The organism is Pseudoalteromonas sp. SWYJZ98 (assembly GCF_015864495.1).
GTDB classification, from domain to species: domain Bacteria; phylum Pseudomonadota; class Gammaproteobacteria; order Enterobacterales; family Alteromonadaceae; genus Pseudoalteromonas; species Pseudoalteromonas distincta.
Genome location: NZ_JADYXA010000022.1, coordinates 42,519 through 60,631 on the forward strand (window position 1 = coordinate 42,519; position 18,113 = coordinate 60,631).

The following is an 18,113-nucleotide window of genomic DNA, read 5'->3' on the forward strand; positions in this document are numbered from 1 at the left end:
AGATGTTTCGTCGTTATTTATCAGTGACAAAGCCGGGTATTATTATGGGCAATTTGATCAGCGTAGCGGGCGGGTTTTTACTTGCTTCGCGCGGTGATATAGACCCATGGTTAATGATTGCCACATTAATTGGTTTGTCGCTAGTGGTTGCATCAGGTTGCGCTATCAATAATGTTATAGATAGAGACATAGATGTGGCCATGGCGCGTACTCGTACGCGGGTTACAGTAACGGGCGAAATGTCGGCCTTTGCTGCACTTAGTCACGGTATTTTATTGGGTGTTGTGGGCTTTGGTTTACTTATCGCCTACACCACTCAAGCCGCGGTATTTTTTGCAGCCTTTGGCTACGTAATTTATGTAGGGGTTTATAGCCTCTACATGAAACGCAACTCAGTATATGGCACTTTTGTAGGCAGCCTTTCTGGCGCTGTACCGCCAGTAGTAGGTTACTGCGCCGTAACAGGGCAGTTCGATATGGGCGCATTAATACTGCTAGTCATGTTTAGCTTGTGGCAAATGCCGCACTCTTACGCTATTGCTATTTTTCGCTTTAAAGATTATCAAGCTGCAGGTATTCCTGTATTACCAGTAGCGCAAGGTATCGACAAAGCAAAACGCCATATCGTACTTTACATTGCTGTATATGCCCTAGTTGTGATGTTACTGCCAATTACTGGCTACACAGGTGCTGCTTTTATGGCTGTTGCTTGTATTACCAGCTTTTGGTGGTTGCTAATGGCGCTACGTGGTTATCGTCGTAATATTGATATGAGTAGCTGGGCACGTAAAGTGTTCGCATTTTCAATTATTAATATTACAGCGTTAAGTATTGCTATGGCTGTTGATTATCATAGTGTTGCTCCACAGCTATTAACGCTTACCTAATTTAAAAATTTTTAACTATTCCAAAGTTAATCCAAAGGCTCGAAAGGGCCTTTTTTTATGCCTAAATATTAAAATAATTGAACATCAGTACTCTCGCCCTTTTACTTTCTAAAATCATCAGCATTGTAATAAAGTGGTTTAAGGGTGCCGCAGTTAATAAATTTATAGGTAAGCTCATTTTCAGCTGGGACACGTTTTGAGGTACGAAGCTTTTGCATACATGCATTAACTAAATCAACAAAAATAAGATGGTTATAGCTCGGCGCTTGTTGAATTTTATGAATATAAATACGCTCACTCCCGCCCAGATTAATCATGTCGTAGTCTTGCCATTGCGATGATTCACTTAAATCTTTTAGATCTCTGGCATACAGTTGCTTACTCAGTTCAAGCTCTTTTTTTGAGTAAATTAAACTACCACCTTGTTGATAATCACCCTCGTAAATGTCGGCAATAATCGTAATTTCTTCACCACGCATTAAATGTTGAATATTAAACGCTTGTGGCTTAACCGTGATTAGTTCAGCATTTCTAACAAAGTTTAAGAGTGCGACATCGGGGTTTCCTATTTTATAAACAACTTGCACATCATCTGGAGAATTATAACTAGGTAAGTTAATCGCAATTATAGATGAGCCTTGATTAACCAAAGCCATAGGATGCTCAGCATTGTAAGCGGGGTCTACCGGTGGAAGTTCTACTTTTTCTTCTTCAGCTGCGGCAAAGCCACTTAAAGTAACTAGTAATAAAGTAAGTAGTAGGCGCATTATAATCTCAATTAATTTATGAGCTTAAATTGTAGTATAAAATATATATTACATTGAGTTAATTACACTTAATACTTAAATGCCAAGCATTGTATAAAAGGCTCAAATGAGCCTTTTATACAATTTCAGGTAATCTTAAAGCGACATTAAAATAAGCACTATTTAATTGCTTTTTTTACTTCTCGCCAATCTATTATTTTAAAGTTTTGAGGTTGCTGTGGCATACGATTATAACCATCTTGTACAACTAAAATACCTTCAGGATAACCCGGTAGGGACTTAGATGTTACTGTTAACCCGTCGGTTTCTGATGAGCCATCAATACCATTAACCAAATCACTTATTACATTAAACTTACCCGTAAACTCTAAGCTAGGTGTTTTAATGCCCGCAGTATCATTATTTATTTTATACAGTACGTAGCTGTTATCACCTTGGCTGGAAACAACTAAATAACGTGTTTTGTCGCTGTGGTAAATTTCCATACCTTCAACATCATCAACAAGTTGCTCATTTATACCTTGCAGCATAACCGGTGTACTGCCTGCCGTTGGCTCTGCACCTATAAACCAAATACCGGCATCTTCTTCGCCTACAAATAATTGTCCCAGTTCATCATCTGCACTACAGCCTTCTGGTTGGCTTGGTAGGTTAAACTCGCGAACAAGTTTGCCTGTTATTTTTTCGTTATCCTCACTGATTTTATATTGCTGATACAGCCCCGATTTATCATTTACAAATACATAGTTCCCCGTATTTGACGAGTACATACATAAGCCATAAATTTCATCAAGATTGGTAGGAATATCAGCAATGTACTTCACACTATTATTAGCTTGTACTGTAAATAGACTAATACCGTTAAGCGTTCGGTTACTAGCAGTTATTAATGTATTGGTACTGTTTTTAATCGTGCTATTTTGTCGCAGGTCTACGTTATTTAAACGACCAACTTCAAGTGACTGTTCAAGCTTGCCATTTAGGCTGTATACCATTAGTCCACGGCGTTTATCGGTGCCTAAAATTAAGCTGTTTGCTGCATCTTTAGGGTTAACCCAAATTGCCGGATCGTCTGCTGCATCACCAAATGCTTGAACGGGGGCCGTTTGTGCACTTGCCTTTATTTGAGTGATTGATTGAGTGTTGGTTTTTAATGGTTTTTTGATAGGTGTTACAGGTAATGTACTTTTAATATAAGCGCCTGTTTCGTCGTTATACAGCACTGCCGTTGCCGCGTTGTTACTTGTGTAATTTACCGCTACCGATTCCAAGCTCAAGTCACCATTTAACATCCAGTTATTAAGCATTTTACTAATTGGATCATAAGCATACACAGTATTGTTTTTGGTACTAGTAAACCAGATAATACCATCTTGCGAAGCTGAAATAGCTCCTAGTTCACTGTGTAACTTTCCAAAGGGGGCGACTAAAGCAATCGGTTTTTTATCTGCTTGCGATTCCGCATTCGCGTTTATTGCCCAAATGCCTACTTCGCTTTCACTTACATATAAGGTATTTGTTGTTGTACTTACAGCACAACCCGACGCCTCACTAACGCCAGAAAATTCACGTACATTTACGTTAACCGCTTTATTATTCGCTGTATCAAAAATAATAGTTTCGGTAATTAGCCCGCGTACATCAGGTACAAATACCGATATTGATTCACTCGCTTTATTAGCAAATAAACACACCGTATCGGGTTGTGCTTGTGGTGGGTTAATGCGGGTTAGTTCAATTGTATTCCAGCCACTTTGAGTGTGCTCAAGCTTAAATATAACAACGTTATCTTGATTGTTATCAATAGTTGCAACCAAAAATGAGTGTGCTGTTAGCTTAGTGACAGCAAGCGCTTCAAAGTTACCTTTTTTTATAATGCGGCTTTGTTGCGTTTCACTTTCAACTAACACTAAGCCTTTGCTTTCGCTTGCTAGCAACCAATTGTTATTATTTAACCATGCCGCTTGTGAGCCTTGCATGTTATCTGTTGGACCAAATTTAGTACTATTAATGACTACTTTATCAGGTGTGTTTTTTACTGCCGTATTTGTAGCCACGTTACTATTGCTACATGCACTTAATGTGCTAAGCACTAAGCTACTTACAATTAAGCTAAGAGATGTTTTTAATTTAAATTTCATGTTGTAACCTTTTATTGGTCAAAGCGCTTTTGAGTGCTGTAACGCACTTCGCCTTTATAGTTAATAGCCGTTGCTTTTAGTGCTTCATTGTTAATCGAAAAGCTCAAAAATCCTGGAGTAGCTTCTGCAAAACGCGTAAATTCACGTTGTTTTACGTAACGCGCTTCGCTACCACCACCAGATACAAAGTGGTCGAGTTTACTGCCATCTATTTGGTTATGTTGCAGGTCATGTTCGTGTCCTGCTATGTATGCTTGCACACCATTTTGCTCAAATATGGGCTCGAGTAAATTACGTAAACCTTCAGTAAGTCCATAACGTTTTCCACTGCTATAAAGTGGGTGATGACCAACCACTATCTTCCATCGAGCTTGGCTATTTGAGAGTTGGCTATTTAACCATGTTAATTGCGCTTGGCTGTTTTGCCCTTGAGTTGCTTTGTATTTTTCGCGTGTTTTGTATTCAGGGTTTAAAGTATTAGTGTCTAAAAACACCATTAATATCTGCTCGCCACCTTTTAAAGTAAAGGTTTTGCTGTAATAGCGTGCAGGTAAATTCCAGCGCTGACTTTTTTTACTGTAATCAAGTTGTGCTTGCGCATTACCTAAATAATCATGATTACCCAGTACTACATACCAAGGCTCGAATGTATGTGGACCATGGTAAATATCTTCATAGGCACTTTGCCAAAGCGGGTCATTAACACTTGCCACGCCATTGGGATAAAAGTTATCGCCAGTTGAAATAGTAAAATCACCATCCGTTTGAAACATCGCTATTTCTAACTGGTGTGCTACGCCTTTTTGATAAAAATGCCCGTTATGACCCCAATCACCAATAACCGTAAAATTTAAGCTCTTAGGCAGCACCGTCAAGTTGGCAATTTTTTGTTGCTCGTATAATGCGTCGGTGTACGTTACGTTTGCCAATACGCTTTGTATACTGCATAAGCCAAGTGTTATTAGCAGTAATGTTTTTTTTATCATTATAGTTCTCTCATGTTTGGCAGCGCTAAATAAAGTGATTAGCACTACCTCATAAACTTATTTAAAACGCGTAACGCAGCATAAGTTGATAAACCGGTCCCGCTTCTTCAGATTCAATTTCGTACTCATCAAAGCTTCTACTAAACTGATCTTCAACGGTATCAAATTTATTAAAGGTTTCGTCTTTACTTGCATCAAGTAGGTTTGAACCCACCAAGCGTAGCGTTACATCTTCCCAACGTTTTTCTAAAAACACTTCAAAGTCGGCACTGTAAGATGTAGTTATTTCTTCACCTACAATGCGTCCATAGGCATCACCTTGCTTACGGTAAGTTACGCCAAATGCAGCTTTGAGTTCGGGTAGGTCTTGAATAAACCCAACGTTATAAACGTAGTCTGATTGGTCGTTAAATTTGCGAGTTCCAAAAAAATCGGTTACTTCACTATCAAGCCATGAGTAGTTTAAAAATACACCCGTATTAGGCATGCTAAATGCGCCAAGTGGAGTAGATAAATCAAGCTCAACTCCTTTAACATTACCATCGCCGGTGTTGCGTGGTTGCAGTACAAATGTACCTTCGCCCTCAGAGCCTTCTTGTCCTGTATTTGCTATTTCTATTAGGTCATTTACTTTGCGATAAAATAAATTAATACCGACAACACCGCTTTTCCCTAAACGATACTCGTAGCCTAAGTCCATACCCCAAGCAGATTCTGGTTTTAATTCAGGGTTACCTAGTTGGTCGTTATCGCCAAGTTCTTTTTCGATAAGTGCCGGTGTTAAAAAATCAAACTCGGGGCGTCGTAAACTACGCGCAACAGAGGCGCTAACGCGTCCATTTTCGCTAACGTTATAACGAAAGTGTGCCGATGGGAGGATAAAGTCGTAACTATTATTTTCGGTCACGCCAATTGTTTTATCATTAATTTTAGAATCGGTAGACTCCCAGCGAACGCCTAGCTCCCAAGCAAATAAATCATCTTTGTGCTTAACAAGGGCAAATAAGTCAAAGCGATCTTCTTCTAAAGTATTTACACCACCAGTAACCGCTTCGTACTCGCTATTAAATGCAGCAAGCGTTAAAGGTGTTGCAGCATATTGATCCCAACTGGTAAGTGCTAATTCAAGCTCGTCTTCGGCTTCAAAAATATTGCTATCGCGTTTTTTATTTTGCAAAAATGCACCAAACTGAATTTCTTTACTGTCACCCCAAGGTTGACTGTGCTGCCATTGCAGAGTCCATTCTTTATCGTCTATGTTGCTGCGAGCTTGTTCTTCTTCAAATATCATTGGTAGCTCAGACGTATCTAATTCGACTTCTTGCTCATATACCGACTCTTCAAACTTGGCCATACCAAATTTAAACTTACTTGTGCCACTTAGTAGTGGAAATTCATAAGCGGTATTGATGTTGTAATTAGTTTGGTCAATATACTTAACATTGGCATTATCTGTTTCTAAGTTACCGCCACTTATAATGTCGTTATTGGCTGCAGTTGGGTCGTTGTATTCAAATGAACGTTCATCCTCAGTACGCTCGGTATCAACCCACATAGCGCTAATATTAAACTGACTATCGTCGTCAAAAACAATTTCGTAGCTGGAGTTAAGTGACGTATCGTCACCATCGCGAGTGTCAGATTGGTCTTCGCGGTTATCAAATTCTTCTGTTTGAAAATTTATATTGTTTTCAGGGCTATCGCCGTAGCGCAAACTAGTTTTTTGTTTTGGGTTATATCTGCCTTGTAAATTTGCACCAAGTAATAAACGTCCACCCGCAAATTCAGTACCGTACACAGCAGCTAAGCTTTCTTTAAATTCACCATCGTCATAAAGCAAGCCACCAGCGCGTAAGTAACCGCCATCTAAACTGTAACCATCGCGTAATACAATATTTAATGTGCCTGCAATAGCATCGGCTGAGCGGTTAGCACTTGATGAGCGAATAATTTCAACGCGTTCAATTAACTCAGCCGGAATTCGGTCAACAAAAAATGAACGGTCGGCACCAGCGCCAGGTACTTCTTCACCGTTTATAAGCACCTTTGTATAAGCAGGGCTTAACCCCCGCATACGTGCACCATCCGATTCAAGTACATCCGATAAAAATGTAACACTGGGTACTCGTTTTAATGCATCGCCTGCGGTTAAAGGTTCAAAACGTTGAAAGTACTCTTGTGAATACTCCAAGGTTGGTGCGAGTTCGTCTGAGCGGTTTCTGTAGCCAATTTCACCATATACAACAATTTTGTCAGAAACTTCGATATCTTTTTTTGTGGTTTCTTTTGCATCATCTTCTGCATAAGCCGTCAAATTACATAAGGCTAATGCGGCTACCAGTGCTTTTATTTTAAAGTCTTTCATTGTATTTGCTCTTGGTTATTGCTGGGTTGCTTCTTGGTATGGCGAGCAAGCTAAAGATATTTGATTACGTAAATGTGACAGGGTTTAGGTTTAATACATGTATTTAGAGGTATTTGAGCAATATGTAGAGTGTATTGAGCTTTTATCACTCCTCGTAAAGTCAGGTGTTATGTACCGTGCAGGGCTGTTTTTAAAGTAGGTATCATCTCGTTGTCATATAGCTGAGCTAATATGACCCTGCTAACACAAACTTGTATGAACTAACTTTAAAACTCATTTATAAACGAGATACCGCACATGCGATTTAACCCCTTTATCAGCCACCGATTATTAATAAACGCTATTATTGCGATGTTTTTTAGTGCTGTGTTTTTAAGTAGTTATTTAGGTGTATTAAAAACTTACGCCAGTATTCAGTGGCTCGATATTATGGGGGAGGGCGGTATTGTATTTATGACCCTTGTATGGATTGCCGCGTTATTAATTTCAAGACCACCGAGTAAAGTAACCACTTACTTAGTGATAGGTGTTGGGCTATTTATGTTCTCGGCAACCCTAGATTTACTTGATGAATGGCTAATGCATCCCGCCCATCAATGGCTCAGTTGGATTGAATCTCTGCCAGCCCCTTTAGGCATGTTGTTAACGAGTGTGGGTTTGTATTATTGGCATCAAGAGCAGTACGTATTAAATCGTCAGCTACGCCGCCGTGAAGCGCATTTACGTGAGCACGATAAGGTGTGCTCAGTTACAGGTCTTTATAAGGCGCAGTACCTAGATTCTGCAATTAAAGAGCAACTTACGAGCAAACAACCACTCTGGCTTGGCGCGATTGATATTCGTGATTTTTCGCATTTTAATAGTGAGTTTGGCTTTAGTGAGGGCGACCGGTTACTGCGTGAAATTAGCGAGCTATTGTTAATGAATTGCCGACTAAGTGATGTAGTGTGCCGCTACGCAGGAGATTGCTTTATGGTACTAATGCCAGCTACTACAGAGCAGCAAGCTAAAGAGCTAATGGCACAAATTAAAGGAGCTCTAAAGCATTGTGCATTTAAAGTTGAAGCATCTAAAAAAGCAAAGTTTCAATATGTCACTACCGCCTTAATACAAGGTAATAAGCATAGCAGTACAGATAAACTAACAAGCCAACTGCATAGTCAATTACAACAAAAAAAGCATCAACAAAAAGTAGCGCACCGTGCACACGTTTGTTAGCCAAGACGACAAATATTTAAGCGCTCAAGGGCTTATTACGTCAGCTGTAGAGCTTGCTCAAAGCCGAAACATAAATTTACATAAGCTGCTACGCGGTACCGGTATTTTTGAACAAGACTTACTTAATTTTCAGCATACATTTAGTGTGTCTCAGCAGGTGCGTTTATTAGCTCAATTTAAGTTGTTGATGAAAAGTACTGACAGTAGTTTTTTACTCGGTAGCCAACTTATTAACGACACTCGAGCCGAAGCTCAGGCATTGATATATAGCGATAATTTAGCTCAAGTATTAAAGCAATTATCACTTTTAAGAATGCAATTAGCGCCTTTGCTGTTTAGCCAAACGTATATTAAAAACGATAATGTTTATATTTACATTCAGCCAGCACATGGGCTTGATGAAAGCTTTTACCACTATGTGCTAGAGATATACAGCACTGCATTTTATAGTTTACTTAAACGAGTGAGCGAAAGTTACCCGCATTGTCAGTTCGACTTTGCTTTTAAACGCCCTCGGCATATTCAAGAATACGAGCAAAATTTAGGGCTAAAGGTAAGTTTTGATAAGCCATGTACTCGCTGGGTATTAAATAAAACCATGTTAAGGGCTAAAAACCCGCATGCGAGTCAATTACGATTTATGCAAGCGCAGTCGCAGCTACATAATAAAAGCGTAGTTAGCATGACTTTTATTGAAGCCGTCTGCAGATACTTATACTCTCATCCAAGTGCTAATTTAGAGTGTACCGCAAAGCACTTTGCTATGAGCTCAGCTACATTTAAGCGCAGACTCAAACTCAATGGGGTACGCTTTTCAGCGTTAATAGATGAGCAAAATAAGCACAAAGCTATTTACCTACTTACTCTGTGCGCTAAACATAACGAACAAGTCGCTGAGCATTTAGCTTTTTACGATATACCTAACTTTCGGCGCGCCTTTAAGCGCTGGACAGGCTTAACACCTAATCAGTTAAAAGCGCAATAAGTTACTCAGTTGCCATGTCGATGGAGTGCAACAATGTTCGTGCATATAAATGAAGATTTGGATCTTCTGGGTTTGACGTATTAGTTAGCCAAATTACATTGCCTTTTTTATTTACAAACAATGTAGTAGGAGTGCCTCGTATACCTAATTGCTGTGCTATTGCATCGGCTTTTACGGCTGTTTTAAAAGTATAACCTCTATCGCTAAGCGCTTTAGCGGGAGTAGCATCGTCATCTTCTTTAAAGCTCACGGCAATAACTTTTAAGCCCATATCATCAATTTTTTGAAGTGCTGGCTGTAGCTTTTTACAGTACGGACACCACGTTGCCCAAAAGTGTAAAACGTAAGGTTGACCTAATAAATCTTGAGTGTTGAGCGGCGACCCATCAGCCATTTGTAAATTTAATGTAGGCAATTTAGGATATGTTGCTTCTGAGCTTGTATCTTGTGCGTAAGCTGTAAAGCTTAATAAAATTAGCGTGATGGTAATAAATAGCTGTTTCATAATATGCTCTTTTTTATTTTACATATTAAACAAGAACGATAATTTAACATTTTTCTTTCAAACTAAAAGCCAGCAGCTTGTTCAACAACAATAGCGTGGCGTTTAGCGAGGCGTAGGTGATCTCTATCGTAACCTCCGCCTATCACAGTAGCTACAGGTGTATTGTGTTCAAGGCAGCGTTTTAGCACTAAATGGTCACGTTTAGCTATGCCATCCCAGCTAATATCTAACTTACCCAAGCCATCACCTTGCCAAATATCAACGCCAGCATCGTAAAGTACTAAACTTGGGTTTAGCTCTTTAAGTAAATAACTTAGTGTTTCGTCAACTATGGCAAGGTATTCGTCGTCCTTCATATTATTTGCCAGGCCAATGTCTAAATCGCTAGCGGACTTTCTAAAGGGGAAGTTTTTTTCGCAATGGATAGAGCAGGTATACGCATAGGGTTGATGCTGTAACATTGCGGCTGTGCCATCACCTTGGTGCACGTCTAAATCAAAAATAAGTACGTTAGTTACCTCACCCGATTCAATTAAAGTTTGCGTGGTAAAGGCCAAATCGTTAACCATACAAAAACCTGAACCAAAGTCATTATGTGCGTGATGTGTACCACCGGCAAGATGACACGCTATACCGTGTTCAAGTGCTAAGCGGGCTGTCTGTAGCGTTCCTTGAGGGGCTGTAAATGTACGTGCCATAAGCTCTTTTGACCAAGGTAGACCAATGCGACGCATTGCTTTTTCATCTAAGCGGTTGTGCCATAAATCTTGGATATAATTATCGCAATGCACAAGCTCAAGCGGCTCTGGCGTGCCTAATATTGGCTCAACTAGGTTACTGCCGATTAAACCAAGCTCTGCAATATGTTGATATAAATGTGCAAATTTACTCATTACAAAGCGATGCTTAGGATCAAAGCTAAACGAGTAGTTAGGATGGTATACCAAAGGCAAATGAGGATTTAAGCGCATATTTACAAGCTTTATAAAGTTTGCGCTATGGTAATCAACTTAAGAGAATGAGTCTATTGCGAGTCATTAATAAGTGACGCTAATTCGCGATGCAGTAGCTCATCATCGGCTAAGTTTAGCTCTATTAAACGCTTTAAATAAGTAATACTGTCTATATCAATGTGATGGCATTTTAAACCAATATGATCGGCTTCAATATGGCAAATCACTACTTCCATTTTTATTTCTATATCGCTTTGAGGCAATGTAAAGCGCAGTATTGCTTGCGTATTGTGGCTGCCAATAAATGCATCACAATTAGTAACCAACGCGCCATGTAACGATAGATCGAGTAATTTACACGGATACTGTTGGCTATCAAAACATAACAGAGCGTTAGTTGAAAATAGCACACGAGAAAACTGTCGACGATTTTGCATAACCTAATTTAGCCTTACTGTTTTTATAATAAATTAAGCATAGCGGGTAATTCTCTACATGCTAGCAGGATATGCTCCTGTAATGCTGGTGGCATAAAAAAGCCCTGCAAAGTGCAGGGCTTAAGTTATACAAACATAAAATTAACCAATATTTTTAGCCAATTTTTTTGTATTTAATACGTTTAGGTTGAGTTGCCTCAGCGCCTAGGGTCTTTTTAAGCCACTCTTCATATTCAGTGTAGTTACCATCAAAGAAGTTAATTTGACCTTCATCGCGGTAATCTAAAATATGTGTAGCAATACGGTCAAGGAACCAACGGTCATGCGAGATACACATTACACAACCTGGGAACTCTAAAATAGCGTTCTCCAGTGCACGTAGTGTTTCAACGTCCAAGTCATTGGTTGGCTCATCGAGTAGTAACACATTGCCGCCAGCTTTTAATAACTTAGCAAGGTGTAAGCGGTTACGCTCACCACCTGATAGGTCTTTAACAAACTTTTGCTGATCGTTACCTTTAAAGTTAAAGCGACTTACATATGCTCGGCTTGGGAACTCAAAGTTACCAATTTTCAGTACGTCTTGTCCGTCTGATATTTCTTGAAAAACAGTTTTGCTTTCGTCCATACCGTCGCGGAACTGATCAACAGTCGCAAGGTGTACTGTTTCGCCAACGCTGATGCTACCGCTGTCTTGCGTTTGCTCACCGCTTATCATTTTAAACAGTGTTGATTTACCCGCGCCATTCGCACCAATAATGCCCACAATGGCACCTTTTGGCATGCTAAAGCTTAAGTCATCAATTAAAACACGATCGCCAAAACTCTTACGAAGATTAGTTACTTCAAGTACTTGGTCACCTAAACGCGGGCCAGGTGGAATAAACATCTCGTTAGTTTCGTTACGTTTTTGGTAATCAGACTGCTGCATTTCAGTAAACTGAGCCATACGTGCTTTTGACTTAGCTTGACGACCTTTAGGGTTTGAACGAACCCATTCAAGTTCTTGCGCAATTGATTTTTGACGTGCTTTTTCAGATTTTTGTTCTTGCTGTAAGCGCGCATCTTTTTGTTCAAGCCAAGAAGAGTAGTTACCTTCCCATGGAATACCTTCACCACGGTCAAGCTCTAATATCCAGCCAGCTACATTATCAAGGAAGTAACGGTCATGCGTTACTGCCACAACAGTGCCTTCGTAATCGTGTAAGAAGCGCTCTAACCATGCAACCGACTCAGCATCTAAGTGGTTAGTAGGCTCATCAAGAATAAGCATGTCTGGTTTTTCAAGTAATAATCGACATATAGCAACACGGCGACGCTCACCACCTGAAAGGTGCTCAATTTTAGCATCCCACTCTGGCAGGCGAAGTGCATCAGCTGCGCGTTCTAAAACGTTGTCGATGTTATGACCATCGTGTGCTTGAATAACAGCTTCAAGCTCGCCTTGCTCTTTTGCAAGTGCGTCAAAGTCAGCGTCTTCCATGGCGTATTCGTTATACACTTCGTCAAGACGTTTAAGTGCATGTTTAACTTCGCCAACAGCTTCTTCAACAGTTTCACGTACTGTTTTACTTTCGTCTAAAATAGGTTCTTGCGGTAAATAACCAATTTTAGTACCAGGCTGAGGATGTGCATCACCTTCAAAATCTTGGTCAACACCGGCCATAATACGTAGTAACGTAGATTTACCAGAACCGTTTAAACCAAGCACACCAATTTTAGCGCCAGGAAAAAAGTGCAACGAAATATCTTTTAAGATAGTGCGCTTAGGTGGCACAACCTTAGATACTCGACTCATCGAGAATATAAATTTATCAGGTAAAACCATGGAGGAAAGCCTTCAAATAATAATAAAAATTTCAATGTTGTATTGTAGTGGCTGACGGGTGAAACAGTCAACGAATGGCGGGTTTTAAAGCACCAAAGCATGCTTGTAAGTAAAATATAAAATCATGAATAAATTTCATTTGGACATCTATACATCTAGAGGTTGATATTTTTTACTTTCAGTTCATAATTAAGCCTCGGTTTTTATGAGCAGGAGTAAAGTATGCCAATTACAGTAAAAGACGAGTTGCCGGCAATTGCACGTTTACGTCAAGAAAACGTATTTGTAATGCCAAAAAGTCGTGCAAAAACGCAAGAAATACGCCCAATGCGTTTGGCTATTTTAAACTTAATGCCTAATAAAGTAGAAACCGAAGTTCAGTTTATTCGCTTACTTGCCAATTCGCCTTTGCAAGTAAACGTAGAACTACTGCGCCTCGACACTCACCGCAGTAGCAGCAACTCAGAAGAGCACCTTGATACCTTTTACCGTTATTTTTCTGAGGTTAAAGACAACAATTACGATGCATTAATAGTAACTGGTGCGCCACTTGCCCATTTAGAATACGACGATGTAGCGTATTGGGATGAGCTAAAGGTCATTATTGATTGGGCTGAGCAACACGTTACCTCTACGTTATTTTCGTGTTGGGCAGCGCATGCAGCGTTATATCACCGTTACAATTTAAAACGCGATTTAAAAGACGATAAACTGTGTGGCGTATTTACTCACCAGTGTTATTTTGATCACGGTGCACTGACTCGCGGATTCGACGATACCTTTTTAGTACCGCACTCACGCTACGGCCATATTGATATAAATAAAATAAACGCCTGTGAAGAACTCGTTGTACTGGCTGGTTCTGAGCGAGTAGGGGCTTACTTACTTAAAAATAAATCAGGTAGCCAAGTGTTTATAACCGGCCACCCAGAGTACGACGCCGACTCGCTAAAAGCAGAATACGAGCGCGATTGTAAAAAGAGCCCTAATGCACCAAAACCCGAAAATTACTTTCCGGATGACGATGCAACCAAACAACCTTCAAAAACGTGGCAAAGCCATGCTTTTTTACTTTTTTCGAACTGGTTAAATTACTACGTGTACCAAACCACACCGTATGATATTAATTTAGTTAGCCAAGACGTGAGGACTAACAACTATGCCGAATAACGCGCCTACAAATAATAAGCAAGCCGAAATAAGTGCCGCATTAAAAGAACGCATTTTAATTTTAGATGGCGCTATGGGCACCATGATCCAAGATCATAAGCTAGAAGAAGAAGACTATCGCGGAGAGCGTTTTAAAGACTGGCATGTATTAATTAAAGGCAATAACGATTTATTAAGCCTAACCAAGCCCGACTTAATCACTGATATTCATCGTGGCTTTTTATCAGCGGGCGCCGATATTATCGAAACCAACACGTTTAACTCGACCACTATTTCGATGGAAGATTACGACATGGCAAACCTAAGCCGTGAAATAAACCTAGAGTCGGCTAAATTAGCACGCGCAATTTGCGATGAATTTACGGCTAAAACGCCAGAAAAACCACGCTATGTAGCCGGTGTTTTAGGGCCGACATCTAAAACGTGTTCAATTTCGCCAGACGTAAACGATCCGGGTTACCGAAATGTCACCTTTGATAAGCTAGTTACTGCGTATGTAGAGTCTACCCTTGCATTAATGGAAGGCGGCGCCGATTTAATACTAATCGAAACTATATTCGACACGCTTAATGCAAAAGCCGCCTCGTTTGGTGTAGAAGAAGCCTTTGAGCAAGCAGGGCGCACATTACCAGTTATGATCTCGGGCACTATTACCGACGCTTCAGGGCGTACGCTTTCTGGGCAAACAACCGAAGCATTTTATAACTCTATTCGCCATATTAAGCCTATTTCGATTGGTTTAAACTGCGCGCTTGGCCCTGATTTACTGCGCCAATATGTAGAAGAGCTTTCGCGCGTGTGCGAAACCTTTACGTCGGTACACCCTAATGCGGGCTTGCCTAATGAGTTTGGTGAATACGACTTAGAAGCGCCTGAAATGGCAGCCGAAATTATCGATTGGGGTAAATCGGGCTTTATTAATATAGTAGGTGGATGTTGTGGCACCACGCCTGCGCATATTCGTGCTTTTGCAAAAGGTTTAGCAGGCGTTAAACCACGCCAACTGCCAGAGCTTGAAGTACGCATGCGTTTATCAGGCCTTGAAGCCTGTAACTTAAATTAAGGAGCCAACATGACCCAACAAATAGCAGTATTTACTAATGTCGGCGAACGTACCAATGTAACCGGTTCTGCAATGTTTAAACGTTTAATCATGGAAGAAGACTTTGAAGCCGCGCTAACAGTGGCCCGCGAGCAAGTAGAAAATGGCGCACAGGTTATTGATATAAACATGGACGAAGCCATGTTGGACTCAAAAGCCGCCATGGTTAAGTTTTTAAACTTAATAGCCTCAGAGCCTGATATTTCACGCGTACCCATCATGGTCGACTCCTCTAAATGGGAAGTAATAGAAGCAGGCCTAAAGTGTATTCAAGGTAAGGCCATTGTTAATTCTATATCACTAAAAGAGGGCGAAGAGCCGTTTATTCGCCAAGCTAAAATAATAAAACGCTTTGGTGCAGCTGCCGTTGTAATGGCGTTTGACACCGACGGACAAGCTGATACAGCAGACCGCAAATATGAAATATGTGCCCGCAGCTACAAAATATTAGTAGAAGACATTGGTTTTCCACCAGAAGATATTATATTCGATCCTAATATATTTGCCGTAGCCACCGGTATAGAAGAGCACGATAACTACGCAGTAGAATTTATTGAAGGCACACGCCGTATTAAGCAAAACTTACCGCACTGTAAAGTGTCGGGCGGGGTGTCAAATGTATCGTTTTCATTTAGAGGTAATAACCCAGTACGTGAAGCTATTCACTCGGTATTTTTATACCACGCAATAAAAGCGGGTATGGATATGGGTATTGTAAATGCAGGGCAACTCGCTGTTTACGATGACATACCAGAGGAGCTTCGTAAAGCCGTTGAAGACGTAATACTTAACACAGACCCAGGCGCAGGCGAGCGTTTAGTAGAGCTTGCACCAAAATACTCTGGTATGGCACAAGCCGAGCGAGTAGAAGATTTAGAATGGCGCACATGGCCTGTAGAAAAACGCCTTGAGCACGCGCTTGTAAAAGGCATTACTACCTTTATAGATGAAGATACCGAAGAGTGCCGCGCTGCTGCCGATAAACCTATTCACGTAATTGAAGGGCCGTTAATGGATGGCATGAACGTGGTAGGTGATTTATTTGGCGCAGGTAAAATGTTTTTACCACAAGTGGTTAAATCGGCGCGCGTAATGAAACGAGCCGTAGCCTACCTAGACCCATTTATTGAAGCCGAAAAAGAAGAAGGCTCAACCAATGGTAAAATAGTAATGGCGACCGTAAAAGGCGACGTACACGACATAGGTAAAAATATTGTAGGCGTGGTACTACAGTGTAATAACTACGAAGTTATTGATTTAGGCGTAATGGTACCTGCTGATAAAATACTGCAAACCGCCATCGACGAAAAAGCCGATATTATTGGTTTATCGGGCTTAATTACCCCATCGCTTGACGAAATGGTGCACGTAGCAAAAGAAATGAAACGCCGTGGTTTTGAACTGCCGCTACTTATTGGTGGTGCAACTACCTCTAAAGCGCACACAGCAGTAAAAATTGAGCCGCAATATGACAAAGGCGTTGTATATGTAAATAACGCAAGCCGTGCAGTTGGTGTGGTTTCAAACTTATTATCAAAAGAGTTTAAACCTGACTTTTTAGCTAAAACTAAAGCTGAATATGTAAAAGTACGCGAGCAACAAGCGCGTAAAAAACCACGCTCTAAGCCTGTTACAATCCAGCGCGCACGCGATAACGCAGCAAAGCTTGATTGGGATAACTACACACCACCAGTGCCTAAAAAGCTGGGCGTGACCGAGTTTAAAAATGTATCAATCGCGACTTTACGTAAATACATAGATTGGACGCCATACTTTATGACGTGGTCAATTGCTGGTAAATACCCGCGCATAATGGACGATGAAGTAGTAGGCGAACAAGCGCAAAGCTTATTTAAAGACGCTAACGACATGCTCGACGACCTTGAAAAAGCAGGCAGTTTGCAACCACTTGGTGTAATTGGTTTATTCCCGGCTAACCGCGTGGGTGATGACATAGAAATATACACCGACGAAACACGCAAAGAAGTATTAACTACTTCGTGCCATTTACGCCAGCAAACCGAAAAAACCGACTTTGCTAATTATTGCCTAGCCGACTACATAGCACCCAAAGGCACGCCTGATTACTTTGGCGCGTTTGCAGTAACGGGCGGCCTAGAAGAAGACGACTTAGCAAATGCGTTTGACGCACAGCAAGACGATTACAACAAAATAATGGTTAAAGCGGTTGCCGACAGGCTCGCCGAAGCGTTTGCAGAATACCTACACGAAAAAGTACGTAAAGAATATTGGGGTTTTGCACCAGACGAAAACCTAGCAAACGATGAGCTAATACGCGAAAACTACCAAGGTATTCGCCCAGCGCCAGGTTACCCAGCGTGCCCTGAGCACACTGAGAAAAAGAAAATTTGGCAGTTGCTCGACACCGAAAAACGCATTGGTATGCAGCTAACTAGCTCGTACGCCATGTGGCCAGGTGCTGCTGTTTCGGGTTGGTACTTTTCACACCCTGAGGCTAAATACTACGCCGTAGCAGCTGTGCAAAAGGATCAGGTAGAAGACTACGCTAAGCGAACAAATATGACGCTTGAAGAAGCTGAACGTTGGCTATCGCCTAATTTGGGGTATGATCCGGAGTAAATAGAGCTGCGGTCTGCTATTAGTTAAAATAAAAACGGGCCAAGTTGGGCTAATGCCGATCAGTTAAGAAAATGACCGGTTGACCGATCCAAACGATCATGCAAAATCCGTAGTTAGGAAACTAACTACGGATTTTTTGTGAATATAGAACAAGCACTGCAAGCAACA

Annotated in this window: 14 protein-coding genes; 6 read left to right on the top strand and 8 right to left on the bottom strand. The window is 40.8% G+C overall.

Annotation, left to right across the window (positions count from 1 at the left end):
- Positions 1 to 2 precede the first annotated feature (2 nt).
- On the top strand, positions 3 to 887 hold the full coding sequence (gene cyoE / locus I6F10_RS13110; RefSeq protein ID WP_002958102.1) for a heme o synthase: 885 nt from the start codon (positions 3 to 5) through the stop codon (positions 885 to 887).
- A 101-nt stretch (positions 888 to 988) separates the two neighbouring features.
- Here cyoE and I6F10_RS13115 read toward each other — a convergent pair whose 3' ends face one another.
- The 4 genes from I6F10_RS13115 to I6F10_RS13130 form a co-directional block, all read right to left on the bottom strand.
- Entirely contained in the window at positions 989 to 1,654 is a 666-nt protein-coding gene (locus I6F10_RS13115; protein ID WP_197098950.1) for a hypothetical protein, read from the bottom strand.
- Between the two features lie 158 nt (positions 1,655 to 1,812).
- Positions 1,813 to 3,795 carry a phytase gene (locus tag I6F10_RS13120; RefSeq protein ID WP_197098951.1) on the bottom strand — a complete coding sequence of 661 codons (1,983 nt, stop codon included), beginning with the start codon at positions 3,793 to 3,795 and terminating at the stop codon, positions 1,813 to 1,815.
- Between the two features lie 11 nt (positions 3,796 to 3,806).
- Positions 3,807 to 4,781 carry a metallophosphoesterase gene (locus tag I6F10_RS13125; RefSeq protein ID WP_197098952.1) on the bottom strand — a complete coding sequence of 325 codons (975 nt, stop codon included), beginning with the start codon at positions 4,779 to 4,781 and terminating at the stop codon, positions 3,807 to 3,809.
- Positions 4,782 to 4,842: 61 nt separating this feature from the next.
- Complete coding sequence (locus I6F10_RS13130; RefSeq protein ID WP_197098953.1) at positions 4,843 to 7,146, bottom strand: TonB-dependent receptor plug domain-containing protein; 2,304 nt, start codon at positions 7,144 to 7,146, stop codon at positions 4,843 to 4,845.
- 297 nt (positions 7,147 to 7,443) lie between these two features.
- Between I6F10_RS13130 and I6F10_RS13135 the strand changes: the two genes are divergently transcribed.
- Both I6F10_RS13135 and I6F10_RS13140 read left to right on the top strand, forming a co-directional pair.
- Positions 7,444 to 8,364, top strand: a complete 921-nt coding sequence (locus I6F10_RS13135) for a GGDEF domain-containing protein (RefSeq protein WP_197098954.1) — start codon at positions 7,444 to 7,446, stop codon at positions 8,362 to 8,364.
- On the top strand, positions 8,348 to 9,349 hold the full coding sequence (locus tag I6F10_RS13140) for an AraC family transcriptional regulator (RefSeq protein WP_197098955.1): 1,002 nt from the start codon (positions 8,348 to 8,350) through the stop codon (positions 9,347 to 9,349). The genes I6F10_RS13135 and I6F10_RS13140 overlap by 17 nt, the downstream gene beginning before the upstream one ends.
- Before the next feature lies 1 nt (position 9,350).
- On the opposite strand, the gene I6F10_RS13145 is transcribed toward I6F10_RS13140, so the two are convergent.
- From I6F10_RS13145 to ettA, 4 genes are all read right to left on the bottom strand, one after another.
- Positions 9,351 to 9,854 (bottom strand): TlpA family protein disulfide reductase, encoded by a 504-nt coding sequence (locus I6F10_RS13145; RefSeq protein WP_197098956.1) that lies wholly within the window; start codon positions 9,852 to 9,854, stop codon positions 9,351 to 9,353.
- Positions 9,855 to 9,916: 62 nt separating this feature from the next.
- On the bottom strand, positions 9,917 to 10,825 hold the full coding sequence (locus I6F10_RS13150) for a histone deacetylase family protein (RefSeq protein WP_197098957.1): 909 nt from the start codon (positions 10,823 to 10,825) through the stop codon (positions 9,917 to 9,919).
- A gap of 53 nt (positions 10,826 to 10,878) precedes the next feature.
- The gene (locus tag I6F10_RS13155) at positions 10,879 to 11,244 is read right to left on the bottom strand and encodes a PilZ domain-containing protein (RefSeq protein ID WP_002958114.1); all 366 of its coding nucleotides are present in this window, start codon (positions 11,242 to 11,244) and stop codon (positions 10,879 to 10,881) included.
- A gap of 154 nt (positions 11,245 to 11,398) precedes the next feature.
- The gene (gene ettA, locus I6F10_RS13160) at positions 11,399 to 13,072 is read right to left on the bottom strand and encodes an energy-dependent translational throttle protein EttA (protein WP_039486820.1); all 1,674 of its coding nucleotides are present in this window, start codon (positions 13,070 to 13,072) and stop codon (positions 11,399 to 11,401) included.
- A gap of 222 nt (positions 13,073 to 13,294) precedes the next feature.
- On the opposite strand from ettA, the gene metA reads away from it, so the two are divergent.
- From metA to metH, 3 genes are read left to right on the top strand one after another with little or no spacing between them, the layout of a single operon-like run.
- Positions 13,295 to 14,242 carry a homoserine O-acetyltransferase MetA gene (gene metA, locus I6F10_RS13165; RefSeq protein WP_002958117.1) on the top strand — a complete coding sequence of 316 codons (948 nt, stop codon included), beginning with the start codon at positions 13,295 to 13,297 and terminating at the stop codon, positions 14,240 to 14,242.
- Positions 14,232 to 15,305 (top strand): homocysteine S-methyltransferase family protein, encoded by a 1,074-nt coding sequence (locus tag I6F10_RS13170; protein WP_024605362.1) that lies wholly within the window; start codon positions 14,232 to 14,234, stop codon positions 15,303 to 15,305. Before metA ends, I6F10_RS13170 begins: the two co-directional genes overlap by 11 nt.
- 9 nt (positions 15,306 to 15,314) lie before the next feature.
- A complete protein-coding gene (gene metH / locus I6F10_RS13175; RefSeq protein ID WP_197098958.1) occupies positions 15,315 to 17,945 on the top strand; it encodes a methionine synthase in 2,631 nt (876 codons plus the stop codon).
- Positions 17,946 to 18,113 lie beyond the last annotated feature (168 nt).

Excerpts from the sequence above, each read along its gene's own strand:
- cyoE (WP_002958102.1), top strand. The coding sequence starts at position 3 with ATGTTTCGTCGTTATTTATCAGTGACAAAGCCGGGTATTATTATGGGC.
- I6F10_RS13115 (WP_197098950.1), bottom strand. The coding sequence starts at position 1,654 with ATGCGCCTACTACTTACTTTATTACTAGTTACTTTAAGTGGCTTTGCC.
- I6F10_RS13120 (WP_197098951.1), bottom strand. The coding sequence starts at position 3,795 with ATGAAATTTAAATTAAAAACATCTCTTAGCTTAATTGTAAGTAGCTTA.
- I6F10_RS13125 (WP_197098952.1), bottom strand. The coding sequence starts at position 4,781 with ATGATAAAAAAAACATTACTGCTAATAACACTTGGCTTATGCAGTATA.
- I6F10_RS13130 (WP_197098953.1), bottom strand. The coding sequence starts at position 7,146 with ATGAAAGACTTTAAAATAAAAGCACTGGTAGCCGCATTAGCCTTATGT.
- I6F10_RS13135 (WP_197098954.1), top strand. The coding sequence starts at position 7,444 with ATGCGATTTAACCCCTTTATCAGCCACCGATTATTAATAAACGCTATT.
- I6F10_RS13145 (WP_197098956.1), bottom strand. The coding sequence starts at position 9,854 with ATGAAACAGCTATTTATTACCATCACGCTAATTTTATTAAGCTTTACA.
- I6F10_RS13150 (WP_197098957.1), bottom strand. The coding sequence starts at position 10,825 with ATGCGCTTAAATCCTCATTTGCCTTTGGTATACCATCCTAACTACTCG.
- I6F10_RS13155 (WP_002958114.1), bottom strand. The coding sequence starts at position 11,244 with ATGCAAAATCGTCGACAGTTTTCTCGTGTGCTATTTTCAACTAACGCT.
- ettA (WP_039486820.1), bottom strand. The coding sequence starts at position 13,072 with ATGGTTTTACCTGATAAATTTATATTCTCGATGAGTCGAGTATCTAAG.
- metA (WP_002958117.1), top strand. The coding sequence starts at position 13,295 with ATGCCAATTACAGTAAAAGACGAGTTGCCGGCAATTGCACGTTTACGT.
- I6F10_RS13170 (WP_024605362.1), top strand. The coding sequence starts at position 14,232 with ATGCCGAATAACGCGCCTACAAATAATAAGCAAGCCGAAATAAGTGCC.
- metH (WP_197098958.1), top strand. The coding sequence starts at position 15,315 with ATGACCCAACAAATAGCAGTATTTACTAATGTCGGCGAACGTACCAAT.